Source organism: Rhizobacter sp. Root1238, assembly GCF_001425825.1.
GTDB lineage: Bacteria > Pseudomonadota > Gammaproteobacteria > Burkholderiales > Burkholderiaceae_C > Rhizobacter.
Genome location: NZ_LMDM01000020.1, coordinates 26,242 through 44,770, shown reverse-complemented (window position 1 = coordinate 44,770; position 18,529 = coordinate 26,242). Strand labels below are relative to the sequence as shown.

Annotated in this window: 21 protein-coding genes; 4 read left to right on the top strand and 17 right to left on the bottom strand. The window is 68.6% G+C overall.

Going from position 1 to position 18,529, the window contains the following annotated elements; genetic code table 11:
- Positions 1–3: 3 nt before the first annotated feature.
- Entirely contained in the window at positions 4–645 is a 642-nt protein-coding gene (locus ASC98_RS15830; protein ID WP_056809095.1) for a glutathione S-transferase family protein, read from the bottom strand.
- A gap of 32 nt (positions 646–677) precedes the next feature.
- A complete protein-coding gene (locus ASC98_RS15825) occupies positions 678–1,562 on the bottom strand; it encodes an AraC family transcriptional regulator (protein WP_082541968.1) in 885 nt (294 codons plus the stop codon).
- Between the two features lie 105 nt (positions 1,563–1,667).
- Here ASC98_RS15825 and ASC98_RS15820 point away from each other — a divergent pair, with 105 nt between their 5' ends.
- Positions 1,668–2,594, top strand: a complete 927-nt coding sequence (locus ASC98_RS15820; RefSeq protein WP_235581289.1) for a LysR family transcriptional regulator — start codon at positions 1,668–1,670, stop codon at positions 2,592–2,594.
- A 58-nt stretch (positions 2,595–2,652) separates the two neighbouring features.
- On the opposite strand, the gene ASC98_RS15815 is transcribed toward ASC98_RS15820, so the two are convergent.
- From ASC98_RS15815 to ASC98_RS15800, 4 genes are read right to left on the bottom strand one after another with little or no spacing between them, the layout of a single operon-like run.
- On the bottom strand, positions 2,653–3,030 hold the full coding sequence (locus ASC98_RS15815; RefSeq protein ID WP_235581288.1) for a helix-turn-helix domain-containing protein: 378 nt from the start codon (positions 3,028–3,030) through the stop codon (positions 2,653–2,655).
- Positions 3,027–4,631: an esterase/lipase family protein gene (locus ASC98_RS15810; protein WP_369820454.1), complete on the bottom strand. Its 1,605-nt coding sequence runs from the start codon at positions 4,629–4,631 to the stop codon at positions 3,027–3,029. The genes ASC98_RS15815 and ASC98_RS15810 overlap by 4 nt, the downstream gene beginning before the upstream one ends.
- Before the next feature lie 16 nt (positions 4,632–4,647).
- Positions 4,648–7,095, bottom strand: coding sequence for a hypothetical protein (locus ASC98_RS15805; RefSeq protein ID WP_157597970.1), 2,448 nt, complete (start codon positions 7,093–7,095; stop codon positions 4,648–4,650).
- A gap of 11 nt (positions 7,096–7,106) precedes the next feature.
- Positions 7,107–7,391: a hypothetical protein gene (locus ASC98_RS15800; protein ID WP_157597971.1), complete on the bottom strand. Its 285-nt coding sequence runs from the start codon at positions 7,389–7,391 to the stop codon at positions 7,107–7,109.
- A 32-nt stretch (positions 7,392–7,423) separates the two neighbouring features.
- Between ASC98_RS15800 and ASC98_RS15795 the strand changes: the two genes are divergently transcribed.
- Together ASC98_RS15795 and ASC98_RS15790 are read left to right on the top strand one after the other, a co-directional pair.
- Entirely contained in the window at positions 7,424–7,627 is a 204-nt protein-coding gene (locus ASC98_RS15795; RefSeq protein ID WP_056809104.1) for a type II toxin-antitoxin system VapB family antitoxin, read from the top strand.
- Complete coding sequence (locus ASC98_RS15790) at positions 7,624–8,004, top strand: type II toxin-antitoxin system VapC family toxin (protein ID WP_056809106.1); 381 nt, start codon at positions 7,624–7,626, stop codon at positions 8,002–8,004. The genes ASC98_RS15795 and ASC98_RS15790 overlap by 4 nt, the downstream gene beginning before the upstream one ends.
- Before the next feature lie 12 nt (positions 8,005–8,016).
- Here ASC98_RS15790 and ASC98_RS15785 read toward each other — a convergent pair whose 3' ends face one another.
- The 9 genes from ASC98_RS15785 to ASC98_RS15745 form a co-directional block, all read right to left on the bottom strand.
- Positions 8,017–9,222: a M20 aminoacylase family protein gene (locus tag ASC98_RS15785; RefSeq protein WP_056809108.1), complete on the bottom strand. Its 1,206-nt coding sequence runs from the start codon at positions 9,220–9,222 to the stop codon at positions 8,017–8,019.
- Positions 9,219–10,103 carry an N-formylglutamate amidohydrolase gene (locus ASC98_RS15780; RefSeq protein ID WP_056809110.1) on the bottom strand — a complete coding sequence of 295 codons (885 nt, stop codon included), beginning with the start codon at positions 10,101–10,103 and terminating at the stop codon, positions 9,219–9,221. The genes ASC98_RS15785 and ASC98_RS15780 overlap by 4 nt, the downstream gene beginning before the upstream one ends.
- Entirely contained in the window at positions 10,100–11,143 is a 1,044-nt protein-coding gene (locus ASC98_RS15775; protein WP_056809112.1) for an ABC transporter ATP-binding protein, read from the bottom strand. Before ASC98_RS15775 ends, ASC98_RS15780 begins: the two co-directional genes overlap by 4 nt.
- A gap of 7 nt (positions 11,144–11,150) precedes the next feature.
- A complete protein-coding gene (locus ASC98_RS15770) occupies positions 11,151–12,122 on the bottom strand; it encodes an ABC transporter ATP-binding protein (RefSeq protein ID WP_200953035.1) in 972 nt (323 codons plus the stop codon).
- Between the two features lie 4 nt (positions 12,123–12,126).
- Positions 12,127–13,038 carry an ABC transporter permease gene (locus ASC98_RS15765; RefSeq protein WP_056809115.1) on the bottom strand — a complete coding sequence of 304 codons (912 nt, stop codon included), beginning with the start codon at positions 13,036–13,038 and terminating at the stop codon, positions 12,127–12,129.
- On the bottom strand, positions 13,035–14,012 hold the full coding sequence (locus ASC98_RS15760; protein WP_056809117.1) for an ABC transporter permease: 978 nt from the start codon (positions 14,010–14,012) through the stop codon (positions 13,035–13,037). Before ASC98_RS15760 ends, ASC98_RS15765 begins: the two co-directional genes overlap by 4 nt.
- Before the next feature lie 34 nt (positions 14,013–14,046).
- Entirely contained in the window at positions 14,047–15,660 is a 1,614-nt protein-coding gene (locus ASC98_RS15755) for an ABC transporter substrate-binding protein (protein WP_235581287.1), read from the bottom strand.
- Between the two features lie 100 nt (positions 15,661–15,760).
- Entirely contained in the window at positions 15,761–16,042 is a 282-nt protein-coding gene (locus ASC98_RS15750; protein ID WP_235581286.1) for a BrnA antitoxin family protein, read from the bottom strand.
- A 7-nt stretch (positions 16,043–16,049) separates the two neighbouring features.
- A complete protein-coding gene (locus tag ASC98_RS15745) occupies positions 16,050–16,319 on the bottom strand; it encodes a BrnT family toxin (protein WP_056809122.1) in 270 nt (89 codons plus the stop codon).
- A 44-nt stretch (positions 16,320–16,363) separates the two neighbouring features.
- Here ASC98_RS15745 and ASC98_RS15740 point away from each other — a divergent pair, with 44 nt between their 5' ends.
- Positions 16,364–16,576 (top strand): hypothetical protein, encoded by a 213-nt coding sequence (locus ASC98_RS15740; RefSeq protein WP_056809125.1) that lies wholly within the window; start codon positions 16,364–16,366, stop codon positions 16,574–16,576.
- A gap of 58 nt (positions 16,577–16,634) precedes the next feature.
- Here the strand turns inward: ASC98_RS15740 and ASC98_RS15735 are convergent, their stop codons facing one another.
- Positions 16,635–17,792, bottom strand: coding sequence for a nitronate monooxygenase family protein (locus ASC98_RS15735; RefSeq protein ID WP_082541969.1), 1,158 nt, complete (start codon positions 17,790–17,792; stop codon positions 16,635–16,637).
- A 110-nt stretch (positions 17,793–17,902) separates the two neighbouring features.
- The gene (locus tag ASC98_RS15730; protein ID WP_056809127.1) at positions 17,903–18,529 is read right to left on the bottom strand and encodes a helix-turn-helix domain-containing protein; all 627 of its coding nucleotides are present in this window, start codon (positions 18,527–18,529) and stop codon (positions 17,903–17,905) included.

Genomic DNA, 18,529 nt, shown 5'->3' with positions numbered 1-18,529 from the left:
GCTTCAGTCCAGCATCGGCGTCAGATCCGGATCCGCGTGGGCCATCGCGCGCCGGTAGGCCGGCCGTTCGCCGATGCGCTGCAGGTACGCCCGGATGTTCGGGAACGGCGCCAGATCGACCGGCTGGAAGAGGCGCATCGTGGTGAGCGACACCACGCTCATGATGTCGGCCGCGGTGAATTCGCTGCCGGCGAACCAGGGCGCCTCGCCGAGCCGCGCTTCCACCAGCGCGAAGATCCGGGCCAGGCGCCCCTGCAGCGCCACCAGCACGGGGTGGTCGGCGGGAAGGTTCACGCGGCGCAGGAAGATCATGCGCACCATCGCCGGCTGCAGGTTGCCGTTGGCGAAATGGAACCAGTACAGGAAGGACGCGAAGTCGGGATGCGCCGGTCCGGGCTTGAAGCGGCCGCTGCCGTGCCTGACGATGAGGTATTCGACGATGGCCGCCGATTCGGCCAGCCACAGCGCGCCGTCCTGGATCAGCGGCGCCGAGCCGAGCGGATGCAGCGCCTTCAGCTCGGGTGGCGACAGCAGCGACACCGGCTCGCGGGCGTAGCGCCGCAGCTCGTACGGCAGGCCCAGTTCTTCGCAGAGCCAGACGATGCGTTCGGATTGGGAATGGCCGAGGTGGTGGATCGTGATCATGGGCGTCGATGGACCTGGGGGTTTGAAAAGCTTCAGCCGGCGCGGTCATGGCCGCGCACGGCCGTCGGCGCGAAGCCGAAGCGGTGCCGGAAGCGCACCGCGAACCGGGAGGGGGATTCGTAGCCGACCGCCAGCGCGATCTGCGAGACGGGCTGCGTCGTGGCCTGCAGCATCGTCAGCGCGGTGGCCATCCGCGTGTCGGCCAGCAGATCGGTCAGCGACGTGCCTTCGGCGGCCAGGCGCCGGCGCAGCGTGGCCTCGGACAGCGCCAGGTCGCCGGCCACCCTGCCCGCCGGCCAGGCCTCGTCGAGGCGGCCGGCAATCAACGCACGCAGCTGGATCGAGACACCGGGATCGACCGGTGCGCGGCGCAGCACGATGCCGTCTTCCAGCAGCCACTGCATCACCTCGAGCATGCGCAGGCGCGTCACTGCGGCGGGCAGTTCCTCGCCCAGCGCCAGCGCGTGACCGGCTCGTTCGAACGCGTCGGCCAGGTGGGCCGACACCCGCCGCAGCAGGTGCACCGGTGCCGGCGGCTTGCCCCGTGGGCCGACCTGCGACGCCAGCCCGGCGTAGTGGCCATCGGCCAGCAGCGCGTCGTCGAACAGCAGCCAGCGCGCCTCGTAGTGCGTGCCGTCCGGCACCGAGTTCGTGAAGTCGACGGTCTGGTTGCCGCCGAGCACCACGGCCTGTCCCGGCATGGCCTCGACGGAGGCGCCGCGCTCGGTGCGGATGGCCTTGACGCCGCGGTCGACGACGATCAGCGCGGGCTGGTCCACGCGCATGCGCAGGATCTGCAGGCCCTGCCCTTGCAGCACGTGGGCAGCGATCCCCACGCCGGGGCGGACGTGCAGGCTGCGCGCCAGGTCGGCACCGTCGGGCAACGGGCGCGTGCGACGGGTCGGGCTTGAAAGCATGTCGTGGACCGGTGGACGGGAAGTTGGAACGCGTCCAGTCTAGGGTCCGACCCGCCGCGGTTCGGTGCGGCAACCCTCGGGTTCGGTGCCGATCCGATCGAGTTGATGTTTATCCTTGGCGCGATGGACCAGCTGCATTCACTTCGTGTCTTCGTCGCGGTGGCCGAGGCCGGCGGTTTCGCCGGCGCGTCACGCAAGCTCAATCTCTCGCCGGCCAGCGTGACGCGCGCCGTCGCCGACCTGGAGAAGCACCTCGGCGTTCCGCTGTTCACGCGCACGACGCGGGTCGTGCGGCTGACCGACGCCGGCGCGAGCTACCTGGAGGACGGCCGGCGCCTGCTCTCGGACCTGGACGACGCCGACAGCGCGGTGACCGGCGTGCACGGCACGCCGCGCGGCCGCGTGACGATCACCGCACCGGCGATGTTCGGCAACCTGTACGTCACCCCGCTGGTGACCGACTACCTGGGCCGCCACGCGGACACCCAGGCGGCGTGCCTCTTCGTCGACCGCGTGGTCAACCTGGACGACGAAGCCGTCGACGTGGCGGTGCGCCTGGGCGACCTGCCCGACTCGTCGCTGCAGGCCGTGCGCGTGGGCACGATCCGCCGCGTGCTGTGCGCCTCGCCGGCGTACCTCGAACGCCGCGGCATGCCGCAGCACCCGCGCGAGCTGGCAGACCACACCATCATCTCTTCGACCGGCCTGACCGCCACCACGCGTTGGCGCTTCGCCGACGGCGACGACACGCTGGTCTGCGACCTGCGCCCGACGCTGATGACGACCTCCAATGACGCGGCCATCACGGCCGCGGCCGCCGGCCTCGGCATCGCGCGCCTGATGTCGTACCAGGTGCGCGAACCGCTGCGCGACGGCCGGCTGCAACTGATCCTCGCGGCGTACGAGACCGGTCCGGTCCCGATCCACGTGCTGCACCGGCAAGGCCGGCGCCCGAACGCGAAGGTCCGGGCGCTGCTCGACCTGCTGATCGAGGGGCTGCGCGCCGATCCTGCGCTCCATCCATCGGCCTGACCGGCGGACCTCCGTGGGGGTCGGGCACATCGCGCGAAGGCGATCCGGCGATCCGGGCTCACGGCGCGATGTAGCGCCCCGGCGTGGTCCCCATCGCCTTGCGGAACATCGTGACGAAGCTGCCCGAGCTCTCGTAGCCCAGCCGATCGGCGACCTGCTGGACCGACGAGCCGATGCCCAGCCATTTCACCGCCAGCATCAGGTGCAGCTGCTGGCGCCAGCGGCCGAAGCTCATGCCGGTTTCCCTCGCGAGCAGGCGCGCCATCGTCCGCTCGCTCAGGCCGGCGCGCTGCGCCCAGGTCTGCGTCGTTCCGCGGTCGGCCGGGTCATCGATGATCATCTCGACGATCCTGCGCAGCCGGGCATCGACCGGCATCGGCAGGTGCAGGTGGCCGGTCGGCGCCATCGCGAGTTCATCCGACAGATGCGTGTTCACGCAGTGTTCCACGGGCGAACGACAAGCCTGATCTTTCCCTTGATGCCCGGCTTCTTCGGGTTGTCGAACGGGATCTCGATCTGCACCGCGTTGCCGACCAGCTCGGAATACCTGAGCTTCTTCGTGGCAACGCCGTCCGACTTGCTGAGCCAGTTGTATTTCACCGCCCATCCGTCGCCGGCAGCCTGCGGCGGCGTCATCTCGATGATCGCGGTGTCGCGAAACAGGTTGCCGCCTTCGTAGTGCTGGTCGGGCCAGAAGCGTTTCTCGACCTGGTAGTCGGGCACCCGGGCGGCGAACGTCATCGCGTAGGCCAGCGAGGGGCGGTCCGTGTTGACCCGTGCCCGGTTCGACAGGAAGACCGTCGACATGTAGATCGACGCGTCCTCGGGCCGCTCGGGTGCGGCGAGCTGGCGTTGCGTACGGCACGCTGGAGAGTCTTCCTCGGCAACCCTGCGGCTCAGGAACCAGCGCTTGCCACGCGCCGCCGCCAGCAGTTCAAACTGGTACAGCGCATCGACCTTCTCGGCCTGGTCTTCCAGCCCGGCCGGCAACCTCAGCGCTTCGATGTCCACCCAGATATCCACGCGCAGATCTCCGAAGAGAAAACGCACCAGGTTCTGGAATGCCTCCTCGGAATTGACGATCCCGAAGTGGCCCGAATGCGAGCGATAGGCGTACGCCGTGGCGACGGGCCGTGTCGGCCGCAGCGTGGCGCGGTCCACTCCCCACAACGACGCATTGGCGATGCGCACCAACCCGTCGCTGCCGTGGCCCACGAAGGCACGCACGGCACCCTGGGCCACCTCGTAGTCACCCCGGTTGGTGCCCACCATGCAGAAGGTCCGGTCGGCACTCAGCACATCCTCGGGGATGAAGTCGACGCGATTGCCGTTGGCCTCGGCGACGTCCGCCATGTCCAGGAAGTCGGCCATGCGCGTGCGGTTGAAGGTGTTCGATTCGGCGGCTGACAACCAGGACGGCACATTGAAGCCGCCGACGTCGATGCCGTTGTGCGGCGTGGCGAAGGTGAACAGCTTGTCGACGCTGCGTCGCGCGTCGCGGTGCCCCAGCTGCGGGTTCTGCAGGAATGCCCGCGCCACCAGGCCCCCCATCGAATGCGCCACCAGGTAGCAGCGGAAGTTCTCCGGGGCGATCATCGTGCCATCGGCGTTGCGCCAGGCGCCCACCAAGTCCTTGATCCTGAGGATCAGGTCGCTCAGCCCTTGGGCATAGGTCTCGATGCTCTTGGCCTCGCCGTCACCGAGCACGCCCGATCCGTCGTCGTAGTACCGATAGACGATCACCGATTGCGCAGGAATGCCCTCTCGCTTCTCGCCATTCGGCCCGGGTGCCGGTGCCCAGTCGGGGTCGAGGATGTCCGCGCCATTCTGGTAGACGTGGCGATAGCCGTAGTCGGTGACGAGACGCAGCACTGGAGACTCGAAGACGAACTTGTCGGCGCGGGCAGTCTTGTCCGGCGTGGCGCGGTAGACGGTCGAGCCGACGTTGAATCCGCAGAACGGGTCCGCCGCCGTTTCGTTGCGCTCCGCTTCGGTCATCGCATAGCCACGAATGTAGATGATGGGGTGCAGGCTCACGGCTCCCTCCTTGGACTCATGGGGTGGAACCGGCCGGCGGATCTTGCCGGCCGACGAGAATGCTCTTGATCGTGTCGGAGGCAAAGCCGATGACGACCAGCTGCCACCAGCTCCCGCCGGTGCTGCCCTCGCTGACGGTCTGCGACGCCAGCGTAGCGAGCGGCACCAGCAGGGCGGCGCCGATCTGCAGCATCTCGATCCAGAAGCGTTGCGAGCCTTCGCGCGACCGGCGGCTGCGGTAGACGGGTTCGGATTGCGTGTGCCAGACCGGCCCGGCGGGCGGGGCTGCGGGCGAAAGGTCGATGAACTTGCCGCTCGCTTTGCTGAACCTGACCGAAATGTCACTGCGCTTGATGTCGCGTTCGACATAGTGGTGCACCGACCAACCCTGCTCGCCGAGCGGCTTCTCCGGCACCGGCGCCTCCATGCCCACCATCCAGCCCCCGAACCGATGCAACTGCCTCGACATGGCCCTGCCCAGGCTCCACCGCCGCCGGTCGCAGAACGTCCAATGGCAGGTCACCTGCCCACGGGCCGCCGCGGTGTTGAGTCGTGCATCGCGGAACCGGACGCTGAAGCGGATGCGCTGGTTCGGGCGCGGAATCGCCGGATCCATCGCGATGTCGGCCATCCCGGTCTGAAGCGCCTCGACGACCGTCTCTTCCGAGACGTTCTCGGCCAACTCGCGCAGCAACGACTTGGCCTTGCGAAGGTTGTCCAGCACCGGCGTCGCCAGCAGGTCTGCAAGCTCGCCCTGCTCCTTCTGCCAATGGTCCTTCGCCTGGGTCGGCAACAGGAACTCGAACTCCCACAGCAGGTTCAGCGCGTACAGCTGCAGGTCTGCACGCGTCGGCCCGACTTCCCGAATCCACTTGATGCCATCCAGGTCGTCCGCGTTGGGCAACAAGCGCGCGTCCGGAACGCATGCCGACATCCTCTGCGTCAGGTTGGACGACAGATGGAATTTGCCGGGTTCGTCGATTTGAAAGTGCGCCTTGATCGCTTTCCATCGCCCTGACAGCAGTGCTTCGAAGGCCTCCTTCTCTGCTTGCGTGGGCTCCCTGAGAAGCTTCTGGGCCGCCTCCAGCCGCTGGTTGAGGAAGACCCATTCCTCCTCGGAAAGGCTGTCCTGCTTCAGCACCTCGGACACTGATGCGATGTAGGACTCGATCTGCTCGATGCGCGTCGGCGCCGGATTCTGCGTGGTTGCCAGCTTCAGGCGGATCAGCGTGGCGTCGAGGCGGCGCACGGCATCGATGCGGCGCTTGAGCGTCGGCAACGCCTGCTCGACACGGCGGGCGCACTGGGCATAGCTCGGGCTGATCGGCCATTCGGACTGCCGCAATTCGTCGAGCGCCAGCCGCTCGACGCGCAGCAGCACCCGCAGCGTGCTGTCGACCTCGCTCGAAATCGTGGTCGTCAGCTTCGCGGCCTCTGTCAGCTGGTCCTTCAACAGGTTCTTGCGCTTGATGTTCGGCACCGAGACGTGCAGGAACAGCGACAGCACCGCACCGGCCAGCAACAAGGCACCGACTCGCGCCAGCGTCTTCGACAGCGACCACGGCGACGGCTCGAACTGCACCTCGATCGGCAGGTTCTGCTCGTGAATCAGGCCGCCCGTGCCGCCTTCGAAGCGCAACGTCAGCAAGCCATTGCGCTTGGCGCTGCGCAGATACCCGGTGGCCGGGTCGACGAACCATTCCGCCGGCGGCTGCACCCGCAGCGTCATCGCGGCGTAGCGCGGTACCGAGAAGGCGTTCCAGGCGAGATGGGATTTGCAGGGATCGTCGCCCGCGGCCGACAACGCAGCCGACTCCGGGTGCGGAGCCGACGAGGCCCCTGGCGCCGGGCTCGGCGCCTGTGCTGCACCCTGAGGCACAAGACCTGGAAAGGCATCGGCTTCGAGACGGCAAGCGTCCTTGTCCGCCACCCGCAGGCGCACCCGTACCGTCCGGTACTCGAAGCCCGAAGGGTTCTCGAGCGAGAGCATCAGCGCGTGGTCTTCGTGCGCGATGTACGGCGGCGGATTCGCGGCTTTGAGCGCAAGCCCGACCTTCGAGAAGCGCAGCACCTCGACCTGCCTTCCCTTGTAGAGCAACGAGGCGCTGCTCTCGCCGAAGGCGAAGAGGCCTGTCACGCGCAGCGTCACGGCGAAATCGCCCTTCGTCGCAGTCACCCGCTCCTTGTCGAGCAGCACGACGCCGGGCCGGACAACCAGGCCCGGCTGACCAGCCGCCACCAGGAGTCCGGTCGACAGATCCTCGTTCGACGGCTCGCCGTCCGTATCGCGCAACACGACGCGCACGACAGCCTCGTCGCTGTTCGCGGCGACGACGGCGACAGGTTGCCCGACGCCCACGCGCGTCTGCGCCGGTGTGCTTGCTGGCTGCGGGCGTTCCTGCGCATCAGCCGGGAGGCCCGTCGCGGCCAGCAACGTGACGGCGATCCAGACTGCGATTCGCATGCGAGCCCGAGCTAAGCCACTCCGAGCACCTGCAGCGTCCGCTGCCCGGCCTCAACGTCGGCAACCATCCCCTGTGTCAGCTGGATGGGCTGCTTGATCCGCAACACCAGGCTCAGCCAGCGAGAGCCCAGGGCAATGGTTTGCATCGTCGGCTCCTTCTTGAGGATCTTGTTGACGAGATCGTAGGCAAGGCCGTGCACGTGCGCATCCACAGGGTTGGGGAGCTGCGCGTCGAACGCGATCGGGCTCGTCGAGCGGTGCCGGCACCCGTTGAATTGATGTACTTTTTGATTCAAAATGGCATCGTTTTTGATGCTGACAGGCTGCCATGCGAACGACCGTGACCATCGACGATGCGCTGTACCAGGAGGCCCTTGAAGTGGCCGAACCGGACATGGACAAGGCCGACCTGTTCCGCGAAGCCATCAAGACCTTTGTGAGGGTGCAGGCCGCCAAGCGCCTCTCCGCGCTCGGATCGACGATGCCGGACATGCCGGACATTCCCCGGCAACGAGAGGGCGCCCGCCGATGACGCGGGTGCTCGTCGACACATCGGTGTGGGTCGCCCATTTTCGGCAGCGCAACACTGCCTTGATGAACCTGCTTGCGATGGACCTGGTGCTGATCCATCCGATGATCCTGGGCGAACTGGCCTGCGGAACACCGCCGTCTCGAGCGCAAACTCTTGCCGACCTGGCGCGGCTACAGCCGGCTCAGCAGGCCAGCATGCGGGAGGTGCTGGCCTTCGTGGAGAGTGAAGGTCTGTTCGGGCTGGGTTGCGGGCTGATCGACATCACGCTCCTGGCATCGACCCTGATGATGCCGGGCACCGAGTTGTGGACGCTGGACAAGCGGCTGGCGGCCTTGTCGGAGCGCTTTGCTGTGGTGCATCACCCGCTGCGTCACTGACCCGAAGCCCTCTCACCCCCGCGCGAAAAACGCCTCCACCAACCGCACCCAATACGTCCCGCCCACCGGCAGCAGCGCATCGTTGAAGTCGTAGTTCGGGTTGTGCAGCTCGCACGGCCCCATGCCGTGGTACGTGGCCTCGCGGTGCCCGCCGCCGCCGTTGCCGACGAAGAGGTAGGTGCCCGGCACCTTCTGCAGGTAGAACGAGAAATCCTCGGCGCCGCCGTGCTGCGGCGTGTTGCCGTCGACCTTGTCGGCACCGAACGTGTCCTGCGCCACCTTCATCGCGAAATCGGTCTGCGCGTCCCAGTTCACCAGCGGCGGATACGCGCGGTGGAACTTCAGCTCGCCGGCGCCGCCGTGCACCTGCGGCAGCAGCTCGGCGATGCGGCGCATGTTGCTCTCGATCTCGTCGAGCACCTCGGTGCTGAAGGTGCGCACCGTGCCGCGGATCACCGCCTCGCCCGGCAGCACGTTGTACGCATCGCCCGCATGGATCTGCGTCACGCTCACCACCGCGACGTCGATCGGGTTCTTGTGGCGCGAGATCAGCGTCTGCAGCGCCCCCACCATCTCGGCCGCGATCACGATCGTGTCGACCGCCTTGTGCGGCTGCGCCGCATGCCCGCCGGTGCCGCGCACGACGATGTCGAAGCGGTTGCTCGACGCCATCGTCGGCCCCTTGCGGAACGCGAAATGCCCCGCCTCGAAGCCCGGCATGTTGTGGATGCCGTAGATCTCCTCGCATGGGAAGCGGGCGAACAGCCCGTCGTCCATCATCGCCTTCGCGCCGGCATTGCCACCCTCCTCCGCCGGCTGGAAGATGAAGTTCACCGTGCCCTCGAAATCGCGGTGCGTCGACAAATAGTGCGCTGCACCCAGCAGCATCGCGGTGTGCCCGTCGTGCCCGCAGCCGTGCATGCGCCCCGGCTCCTTCGATGCATGCAGGAAGCGGTTGTGCTCCGGCATCGGCAGCGCGTCCATGTCGGCGCGCAGGCCGATCGCGCGCTCGCCGGCACCGCGCGTGCCGTGCAGCACGCCGACCACGCCGGTCTTGCCGAGGCCGCGGTGCACCTCGATGCCCCACGCGGCCAGCCGCTCGGCCACCAGGTCGGAGGTGCGCGTCTCCTTGAAGGCGAGCTCGGGGTGCGCGTGGATGTCGCGGCGCAGCGCGGTGAACTCGGCGTGCCTGTCTTCGATTTCGGCGATGAGCGTCATGGGACCTGGTCCTTCACGTAGTCGGCAATCTCTCGGGAGACGGCGGTCAGCGCATTCTGCAAGGCGGCGAAGCCGGCACTGCGCTCGCGCGTGGTCTCGTTCATGTAGAGCCCGCGGTGGATCTCCACCTGCAGGCTGTGGCGGCGCTCGGCCGGCCGGCCCAGCCGCGCAATCAGCGCGACGCCCTTGAACGGGTCGTTCAGCGCCACGCTGAAGCCGCGCCGGCGCAATGCCTCGGCCACCAGTGCGGTGAACTCGGGCGCGGCCGTGCTGCCGTCGCGGTCGCCCAGCACGAAGTCGGCCAGCGGATGGTCGCTCCGGATCTGCAGGCCTTCGTACGAATCGGCGGGCATCGAGTGCAGGTTCAGGTGCCACACCGCTCCGAAGCGCGCATGCGCCGCCTCGATCTGCTCGCGCATCGCGGCGTGGTACGGCGCGTGGCAGGTCGCGATGCGCCGCTGCACCTCGGCCACCGGCAGCTTGCGCGCATAGATCGGCCACGTGCCGTTCTTGCCCGCATCGCGCCAGATCAGGCCGATGCCCAGGCGCGTCTTCTCGCTCGGGTGCAGCGGTGTCGGCCACGGCTCGGCCAGCATGCCGGGGTCGATGTCGTCGATGTCGCGGTTCGGGTCGATGTAGGCGCGTGGGAAATTCGCCGCCAGCAGCGTCGCGCCGACCGACGGCAACGCCTGCCACAACGCGTGCACGTCGGTGTCCTCGGCACCGCGCAGTTGCTCGAACGGCACGACGTGGCCGAAGTCGTCGGGGTACAACACGCCGCTGTGCGGCGAGTCGCACACCAGCGGCACCGGCTCGCCCTCGGGCAGGCGCAGCGTGAACGGCGGGAACGGCGTCGGAACGCCTGGAAGGACGGCAGTCATGGCGGGGGATCGTTGAGGTGGCATGCGCTGGTGTGGCCCGCCTGCAGCGGGCGCAGCACCGGCGCCTCGACCTTGCAGCGCGGCATCGCATGCGGACAGCGCGGGTGGAAGGCGCAGCCCGGGGGCGGCGCCAGCGGCGACGGCAGTTCGCCCTGGATCGGCAGGTAGGCGCGGCGCGCGGTCTCGAGCGTCGGCAGCTCCGACAGCAACGCCTGCGTGTACGGATGGTTGGGCGCGCTGAAGATGGTCTCGGTCGTCGCGACCTCGACGATGCGGCCCAGGTACATGATCACCACCCGGTCCGACACGTGGCCCACCACGCCCAGGTTGTGGCTGATGAAGAGGTAGGTCAGCTCGAACTCGCGGCGCAGTTCGAGGAACAGGTTCAGCACCTGCGCCTGGATCGACACGTCCAGCGCCGCCACCGCCTCGTCGCAGACGATCAGCCGCGGCTTCAGGGCGAGCGCACGTGCGATGCCGATGCGCTGGCGCTGCCCGCCGGAGAACTGGTGCGGGTAGCGCTGCGCGTAGCCGGGGTCCAGCCCCACCTGGCGCATCAAGCCCTCGACGTACTCCCCCTTCTGCGATGCCTTCACCAGCCCGTGCACCACCGGCGCCTCGCCGACGATGTCCATCACCCGCATGCGCGGGTTCAGCGAGGCCATCGGGTTCTGGAAGATCATCTGCACGCCCAGGCCCCAGGCACGGCGCTCGGCGGCATCCATCGCGTCCACCGGCTTGCCGAGGAAGCTGACGCTGCCCTCGGTCGGCGGCGTGATGCCGGCGACCACGCGGCCCAGCGTCGACTTGCCGCAGCCGGATTCGCCGACCACGCCGATCACCTCGCCGGGCCGGATCTCCAGGTCGACACCGGCCACCGCCTGCACCACCGACGCGCGGTGGCCGGCCCCCAGCAGGTTCGCGATGCGCGCTGCCAGGTCGATGTCCTGCACGAAGCGCTTCGAGACGCCGCGCAGTTGCAGCAGCGGCGCGGCGGTGCCGGCGTGGTCCACGGGGATGGGGTCGAGAACGGTGTCCATGCGGTCCTCAGGCCGGCTCGGGCGTCAGCATGTTCCAGCAGCGCACCGTCTTGCCGTCGGGGCCGGGCGCCGCCTGCGGCACCGCGAGGCAGGCCTCGGTGGCGCGGCCGCAGCGCGGCCGGAACGCGCAGCCCTGCGGCAGCTGCAGCATCGACGGCGTCATGCCGGGAATCTGCCGCAGCAGCGTGCCATGCGTGGCCCGCGTCGGGATCGAATCGATCAGGCCGCGCGTGTAGGGGTGCGACGGGGTGGCGATCACGTCGGCCGTCGCACCGCTCTCGACGATGCGGCCGGCATACATCACCGCGATGCGGTCGGCCAGGCCCGACACCACGGCCAGGTCGTGCGTGATCCACACCATCGCGGTGCCGGTCTCGCGGCACAGCTTCTGCACCTCGTACAGGATCTGCGCCTGGATCGTCACGTCGAGCGCGGTGGTCGGCTCGTCGGCGATCAGCAGCCGCGGGTGGTTCAGCAGCGCGATGGCGATCGCCACCCGCTGCCGCATGCCGCCCGACAGCTGGTGCGGGTAGGCCTGCAGCCGCTCGTCGGGCGACGGGATGCCGACCATCGCGAGCGCATCGCGGGCCCGCGCGAGCGCCGCCTTCGCCGTCACCTTCTCGTGCGCGTGGATCGCCTCGACCATCTGCGTGTCGACGCGCAGCACCGGGTTCAGCGTCATCATCGGGTCCTGGAAGATCATCGCGATCTCCTTGCCGCGCAGCGCCTGCAGCCGGCGCTCCGGCGCGCCCACGAGTTCCTCGCCAAGGTAGCGGATGTGCCCGCCGACGATGCGCCCGGGCGGGTCGATCAGCCCGAGGATCGAGAAGCCGGTGATGCTCTTGCCCGAGCCCGATTCGCCGACCAGGCCGAGGATCTCGCCGGCCCCGATGCGCAGGTCGACGCCATCGACCGCCTTCACGACGCCACCGTGCGTGAAGAAATGGGTCTGCAGGCCCTGGACGTCGAGGACGGTCATCGTGTCAATGCGCGTTGCGCGGGTTCAGGATGTCGCGCAGGTGGTCGCCCACCAGGTTGATGCCGACGATCGCCAGCGCCAGCGCGATGCCGGGGAAGAACGAGATCCAGTAGTTGCCCGACAGCAGGAACTCGTAGCCGTTGGCGATCAGCATGCCGAGCGACGGCTCGGTCACCGGCACGCCGACGCCGAGGAACGACAGCGTCGACTCCAGCGCGATGGCATGCGCCAGGTCGATGGTGGCGATGACGATCAGCGGCGGCAGGCAGTTGGGCAGCATGTGGCGGAACAGCACGCGCGGCCAGCCGAGCGACATGCACTGCGCGGCCTCGATGTATTCCTTCGCGCGCTCCACCAGCGCCGCGCCGCGCGCGGCCCGCGCGAAATACGCCCATTGCACGATCACCAGCGCGAGGATCACCTTGTCGACGCCCTTGCCGAGGATGGCCAGCAGGATCAGCGCGACCAGGATCGCCGGGAACGACAGCTGGATGTCGACGATGCGCATCAGCAGCGCGTCGATCCAGCCACCGAAATAGGCCGCTGCCAACCCGACCGCGCTGCCGATCGCCAGCGCCGCCGCGACCGAGACGCCGCCCACCAGCAGGCTGGTGCGCAGGCCGTAGAGGATGGCCGACAGCAGGTCGCGCGCCTGGCCGTCGGTGCCCAGCCAGTAGGTCATCGTGCCGGCAGCGTCGCGGCTGCCGGGCGGCAGCTTCGAGTCGAAGATGTCGAGCTTGCCGATGTCGTAGGGGTTCTGCGGCGAGATCCACGGCGCGAACACCGCGGCGAACAGCGCCAGCGCCAGCAGCACCAGCCCGAGCACCGCCAGCCGGTCGGCCATGAACTCGCGGCGCAGGCGCTGCCACGGTGTCTCGGGCGGCGGCAACAGAGGTGCCAAGGCTTCGGTCGTCATGCCTTGACCCCTTGCAGCCGCACGCGCGGGTCCAGCACCGAATAGAGAACGTCCACCACGAGGTTCAGCATCACCAGGAAGAACACGATCAGGATCAGGTAGGCGACGACCACCGGCCGGTCGAGCGTGATGATCGAATCGAGCAGCAGCTTGCCCATGCCGGGCCACGCGAAGATGGTTTCGGTGACCACCGCGAAGGCGACCACCTGGCCGAATTCGAGCCCGCCGACGGTGACGATCGGCACCATGATGTTCTTCAGCAGGTGCACCCGCAGGATGCGGCCCCAGCCCAGGCCCTTGGCGCGTGCGAACTTGATGTAGTCCATCGGCAGCGCCTCGCGCGTGGCGGCGCGCGTCACGCGGATGATCAGCGCGGTCTTCGCGAGCGCGATCGTCACCGCCGGCAGCAGCAGGCGCGACCAGCCGTCGAGCGTCAGCACGCTGAGGTCGAGCGGGCCGAGGTGCACCGTGGCGCCGCGCCCGCTGGCCGGCAGCCAGCCGAGCTGCACCGCGAACACCATGATCAGCATCAGCCCGACCCAGAAGTTGGGCAGCGAGAAGCCGAGCACCGAGCCGGCCATGATGCCGCGCGTGCTGATCGCCTGCGGCCGCAGGCCGGCCCAGATGCCGAGCGGGATGCCCACTCCCACCGACAGCCCCATCGACACCAGCGCGAGCTCCAGCGTGGCCGGCATGCGCTCCAGGATCAGGCCCATCGCCGACTGCCCGGTCAGGAAGCTCTTGCCGAAATCGAGCCGCAGCGCATGCGACATGAAGATGCCGTACTGCTGCCACAGCGGCTTGTCGAGGCCGAAGCTGGCACGGATCTCGGCGCGGTCCTGCTCGGTGGCTTCGGCGCTGGCCATCATCGAGACCGGGTCGCCGACGACATAGAGGCCGACGAACACCAGGCCCGACATGACGGCCATGACGAGCACCGCCTGCAGCAGGCGGCGGATGATGAAAGCCGACATCAGCGTGCCCGGTACTGCCCTGCTCGCACGCCGGTCACTTCGCCGGCACCGCGTACTGGACCATCGTCTGCTGGTCGGCGCGGCCCTTGAAGCTGACGTTCTTCTTCATCGCCCACACCGAGTGCTCGAAGTGGATCGGCAGCATCGCGAAATCGGCCATCGCGAGTTCGCTGGCCTTGGCGAGCGTCGCGGCGCGGGCGGCGTCGTCCATCTGCGACGAGGCGTCGGCCACCAGCTTGTCCATCGCGGGGTTCGAATAGCGCGAGCGGTTGGTGGTGCCCAGGCCCTTGTCCTTGTCGGGCGTGACCAGCAGCGCGATCAGCGTGTTCGACATCTCCCCCGTCGCAGTGCCCCAGCCGGCCAGGTAGGCGCTGTAGGTGTAGGTGTCGCGGTTCTTGAAGAACACCGCCGGCGCGTTGGCATCGATCGAGGTCTTCACGCCGATGCGCGTCCACATCGCCGCCAGCGTCTGCGCCACCTTGCTGTCGTTGATGTAGCGCCCGTTCGGCGTGCCCAGCACCAGCGTGAAGCCGTCGGGGTAGCCGGCCTCCTTCAGCAGCGCCTTGGCCTTCTCGGGATCGGGCTTCGCGGCGGTGACGAGGTTCTTGCTCGCACCGAACATCGGGTAGGGCAGCAGCTGCGCGGCAGGCGTCGCGACGCCGCCCATCGTGCGCGAGACCAGCGCCGTGCGGTCGACTGCCAGCGACAGCGCTTCGCGCACCCGCTTGTCGAGCAGCGGGTTCTTGGCCACGGGCCCGCCGGCGGTGGCGGTGATGCCGGGCGTGGTGTCGCCGTTCTGGTCGAGCGCCACGTAGATGATGCGGTTCGACGCCTTGGTCTCCACCGTCAGCTTGGGTTCCTTGCGCAGGCGCTCCAGGTCGTCGGTCGGCGGGTCTTCGGCCAGGTCGACGTCGCCTGCCAGCAGCGCCGCGACGCGCGCGGCCGGGTTGCTGATCGGGCGGTACATGACCTTGTCCCAGGCCGGTGCCTTGCCCCAGTAGTGGGGGTTGCGCTCGAAGATGACCTCGGAACCGCGCTTCCACGAGACGAACTTGTACGGGCCGGTGCCCACCAGGCCGTTGCCGGCGTTCAGCTCGGTGGTGGTCTTGCCTTCGGGGGCCGAGCCGGCGGCGGCCTTGGCCGACATGATGGGCAGGCCGACCATGTTGATCGCGAGCAGCGGGTACGGCTCGGTCGTCGTGATGCGCACCGTCAGCGGATCGGGGGCCTCGATCTTCTCGACCTTCTGCAGGTAGACCTTGAAGGACGACGGGCTGTTGGGCACCTTGGGCACGCGGTCCATCGTGAACAGCACGTCGGCCGAGGTCATCGGCGAGCCGTCGGAGAACTTCACGTTGGGCCGCAGCTTGAAGGTCCAGACCTTGCCGTCGGCTTTCCAGGATTCGGCGAGGCAGGGCTCGGGCTTCAGGTCGGCATCGACACAGACCAGCGGTTCGAACAGCGTCTGCGACAGCTGGATGTTCGGCGTCAGCGCGTGGTATTGCGGGTCCATCGACGTGGGCTCGGTCTTCAGCGCCACCACGAGGTCGCGGGCCGCGGCACCGCTTGCGAACGAGGCGCCCGCGACGATCGCGGTGGCGGCCAGCAGCGATCGGCCGACGGGCCCGAGGGAAATACTTCCTGGCATGTGATGCTCTGCAGTCCGTGGTCAGTGAAGCTGGAGACGGTAGCAAGAAGCGATCCACGGGACAACTCGTCCCTTCCCCAGCCTGCCCGCATACCGGGCGCTACCTTTGTGCCTTGCGCGACTGGCGCGTCACGTACTCGCGCAGCACCCCATCCATGCGTGACTGCCAGCCGTCGCCGGTGGCCCTGAAAAACGCCAGCACCTCCTGGCTGTAGCGAACGGACACCAGTTGCTTCGGGTTCTCCACCTTCGGCCGACCGCGCAGGGTTCGCAACGGAACCATGGCCTTCAATTGCCTGGTCGTCAGGGGCTGCGCATCAGGGTCGGCCTTGGCCGCCGCGGTGATGGCCCTGTCTTCTGCTGCAGTCGGAACTGCAATCACGGGTCGCTTAACTGCTTTCGACATAGTGGTTGACCTCCTGGCGATTGGCCCTGCGCAAGCTGATGATGCGCCGCACGTCTCCACGATCGACAAAGGCAACGTAGTAGAGCGTGTTGGTCTCAGGGGCCAGCGCAATCATGCGCAGTTCGAGGTACTCGAAGCGATCATCGACCCAGACCAGTGCGGCGTCCCAGTCGAGTTCAGCCGCCAAGGCCAACGAGACACCGTGCTTGGCCTTGTTCTCGCGGTCCTTGGACGGATCGAACTCGATTCGCATCGTTTACTGTAGCTACAGTAAATGCACGTGTCAAACCCGCTGACATGAACACGACGATCCGCCCGTTCCGCATCGAGATCGCGCAAGCGCAGATCGTCGAGCTGCAGCGCCGCCTCGCAGCCACCCGCTGGCCGCAACCGGTGGACCCGGGCTTCGGTCGTGGCCAGTCGCTGGCGCTGGCGCTGGTGCGCGGGCTGGCGCCGTCGCAAGTGGCCGCCGAGCTCGAATTCACCGACCAGGCCCACCTGACGCATTAGCTGAAGCGATTCCTCGGGCAGACAACGCGGCAGATCGCCGGGCATCCCGGTGCTGGCGTCACGCCACGCGGATGAGCGCCTGCGCTTCTTCCATCATCTCCCGCACGATCTCGGCCGCCGGCTGCACCCGCTTGATGAACTTCACGCTCTCCGAGCCGGCCGGCAGTCCCATCTCCTCGAAGTCGCCGCTCGTCTCCGGTGTCGGCACGATCGCGCTGAACTTGGGCATGCTGTAGTTCTGCTTCAGCGTCAGCGGGAACAGCAGCGTGCTGCCGATCACGGCGGGTGGCGGTGGCGGGTTCGGCACCTGCCCTTCCCTGCCGGCCCATTCGTCGACGACCCGGTTGCGCAGCACGCGGTACGGCCGCCCGGGGTACTCCGGCCCGAACAGCGTGGTCGTGACGGTGGCATGCCCGCGGGCTTCGACGATGCGGCGCTGGTACTCCGGATGCGCATGCGCCTCGCTCGACGCGACCAGGCGCGTGCCCACCCAGACGCCATCGGCGCCATGGGACAGCGCGTCGACCACGCCCCGCCCATCGGCAATGCCGCCCGAGGCGAGCACCATCAACGGCCGCACCGCACGGACCACCTGCGGCAGCAGCTGGAGCGTGCGCGTGGTGCTCTTGTTGTGGCCGCCGGCCTGCGATCCCTGGGCGATCACCGCGTCCATCCCGGCCGCTGCCGCCTCCAGCGCCTGCGCCACCGAGGCCACCTGCATCCACACCCGGGCCCCCGCCGCATGCAACCGGTCGACCCAGGCCCGCGGCGGCACGTTCATGTGGAACACCACCAGGCGCACCCGCTCGGCGATGCAGACATCGATGTGCGCCTGCGTCACCAGCGGTCCGAACGCCGAGTCGTCGAAGATGAAATCCACGCCGAAGGGCCGCGCTGTCGTGGCCTTGATCGACTGGATCAGCGCCTGCGTGCCGGGCGGCGGCTCGATGCCGTTGCCCAGCACGCCGATGCCGCCGGCGTTCGACACCGCCGCCACCAGCGACGGCAGCGCGACGAAGCCCATGCCGGCGCCGACGAAGGGATGGCGCACGCCGTAGTGGCGCGTGAGCCGGGTCTCCAGGCTGGGCGGGTGGTGGCCGCCGTGGGCCCAATCCGTTTGGGCCTCGGCACGGGCGGGCCCGGCCGCCAAGGCCGATCCGCCCAGGCCGGACAACAGCAGCAGGCGCCGGCGCTGCGACGCGATGTCATGGCTCATGTGGAAGCTCTCCCTGCAAGCGCCCCATTCTGCTCACGCTGCGGGGCGACGCCATCCACACGAATGACGATGAGCCCGGCCGGGTTCCGTCTCGCCCGTCACGCCGTTCCTCACTCCGCCATCACCACGACGACGCGCGCGTCCGCCTTGCCGGTGGACAGGTACACGTGGCCGACGCCGCTGTCGAAATACGCCGACTCCTGGCGCGCGAGGTCGATCACCTCGCCGGTCTCGAAGTGGATGCGAACGCGGCCCGACAGCACCATCACGAACTCCTGCCCCGGGTGCCGGATGTAGTCGGGGAACTGCGCCATCTGCCGCGCGACGACGATGCCGTGCAGCGGTGTCATGCGCTTGGCCGGGAACCCGGTGGCGAGCATGCGGTAGTCGTAGTTCTCGGCGTCGTAGCGGGGCGCCGCGTCCAGCGTGGTGCGCACGACCACCGGCCCGCGCCCCGCGGCCGGCGCCGCGTCGGCACCCGGATCGAACAGCGAGGCGATGTCGACGTCGAGCGCGCGCGCGACCGCCGCGAATTTCTCGTAGCTCACCGAGATCTGCCCGAGCTCGATCTTCGACAAGGTCGACAGCGCGACGCCCGAGCGGGCGGACAGCGCCCCCAGCGTCAGCCCGTGCCGCTTGCGGATGGCTCGCAGGCGTTCGCCGACGCGCTCGCGGTCGGGCAAGGCGGCTGCCGTCGTGCGCGCGGGCGGGCGGCTCGTCGTTCGAAGCTTGGGCAT

Bases quoted from the DNA above. Each gene is read 5' to 3' on its own strand.
- ASC98_RS15830 (WP_056809095.1), bottom strand. From the start codon at position 645: ATGATCACGATCCACCACCTCGGCCATTCCCAATCCGAACGCATCGTC.
- ASC98_RS15825 (WP_082541968.1), bottom strand. From the start codon at position 1,562: ATGCTTTCAAGCCCGACCCGTCGCACGCGCCCGTTGCCCGACGGTGCC.
- ASC98_RS15820 (WP_235581289.1), top strand. From the start codon at position 1,668: ATGTTTATCCTTGGCGCGATGGACCAGCTGCATTCACTTCGTGTCTTC.
- ASC98_RS15805 (WP_157597970.1), bottom strand. From the start codon at position 7,095: ATGCGAATCGCAGTCTGGATCGCCGTCACGTTGCTGGCCGCGACGGGC.
- ASC98_RS15795 (WP_056809104.1), top strand. From the start codon at position 7,424: ATGCGAACGACCGTGACCATCGACGATGCGCTGTACCAGGAGGCCCTT.
- ASC98_RS15790 (WP_056809106.1), top strand. From the start codon at position 7,624: ATGACGCGGGTGCTCGTCGACACATCGGTGTGGGTCGCCCATTTTCGG.
- ASC98_RS15785 (WP_056809108.1), bottom strand. From the start codon at position 9,222: ATGACGCTCATCGCCGAAATCGAAGACAGGCACGCCGAGTTCACCGCG.
- ASC98_RS15780 (WP_056809110.1), bottom strand. From the start codon at position 10,103: ATGACTGCCGTCCTTCCAGGCGTTCCGACGCCGTTCCCGCCGTTCACG.
- ASC98_RS15775 (WP_056809112.1), bottom strand. From the start codon at position 11,143: ATGGACACCGTTCTCGACCCCATCCCCGTGGACCACGCCGGCACCGCC.
- ASC98_RS15770 (WP_200953035.1), bottom strand. From the start codon at position 12,122: ATGACCGTCCTCGACGTCCAGGGCCTGCAGACCCATTTCTTCACGCAC.
- ASC98_RS15765 (WP_056809115.1), bottom strand. From the start codon at position 13,038: ATGACGACCGAAGCCTTGGCACCTCTGTTGCCGCCGCCCGAGACACCG.
- ASC98_RS15760 (WP_056809117.1), bottom strand. From the start codon at position 14,012: ATGTCGGCTTTCATCATCCGCCGCCTGCTGCAGGCGGTGCTCGTCATG.
- ASC98_RS15755 (WP_235581287.1), bottom strand. From the start codon at position 15,660: ATGCCAGGAAGTATTTCCCTCGGGCCCGTCGGCCGATCGCTGCTGGCC.
- ASC98_RS15745 (WP_056809122.1), bottom strand. From the start codon at position 16,319: ATGCGAATCGAGTTCGATCCGTCCAAGGACCGCGAGAACAAGGCCAAG.
- ASC98_RS15740 (WP_056809125.1), top strand. From the start codon at position 16,364: ATGAACACGACGATCCGCCCGTTCCGCATCGAGATCGCGCAAGCGCAG.
- ASC98_RS15735 (WP_082541969.1), bottom strand. From the start codon at position 17,792: ATGAGCCATGACATCGCGTCGCAGCGCCGGCGCCTGCTGCTGTTGTCC.
- ASC98_RS15730 (WP_056809127.1), bottom strand. From the start codon at position 18,529: ATGCCCAAGCTTCGAACGACGAGCCGCCCGCCCGCGCGCACGACGGCA.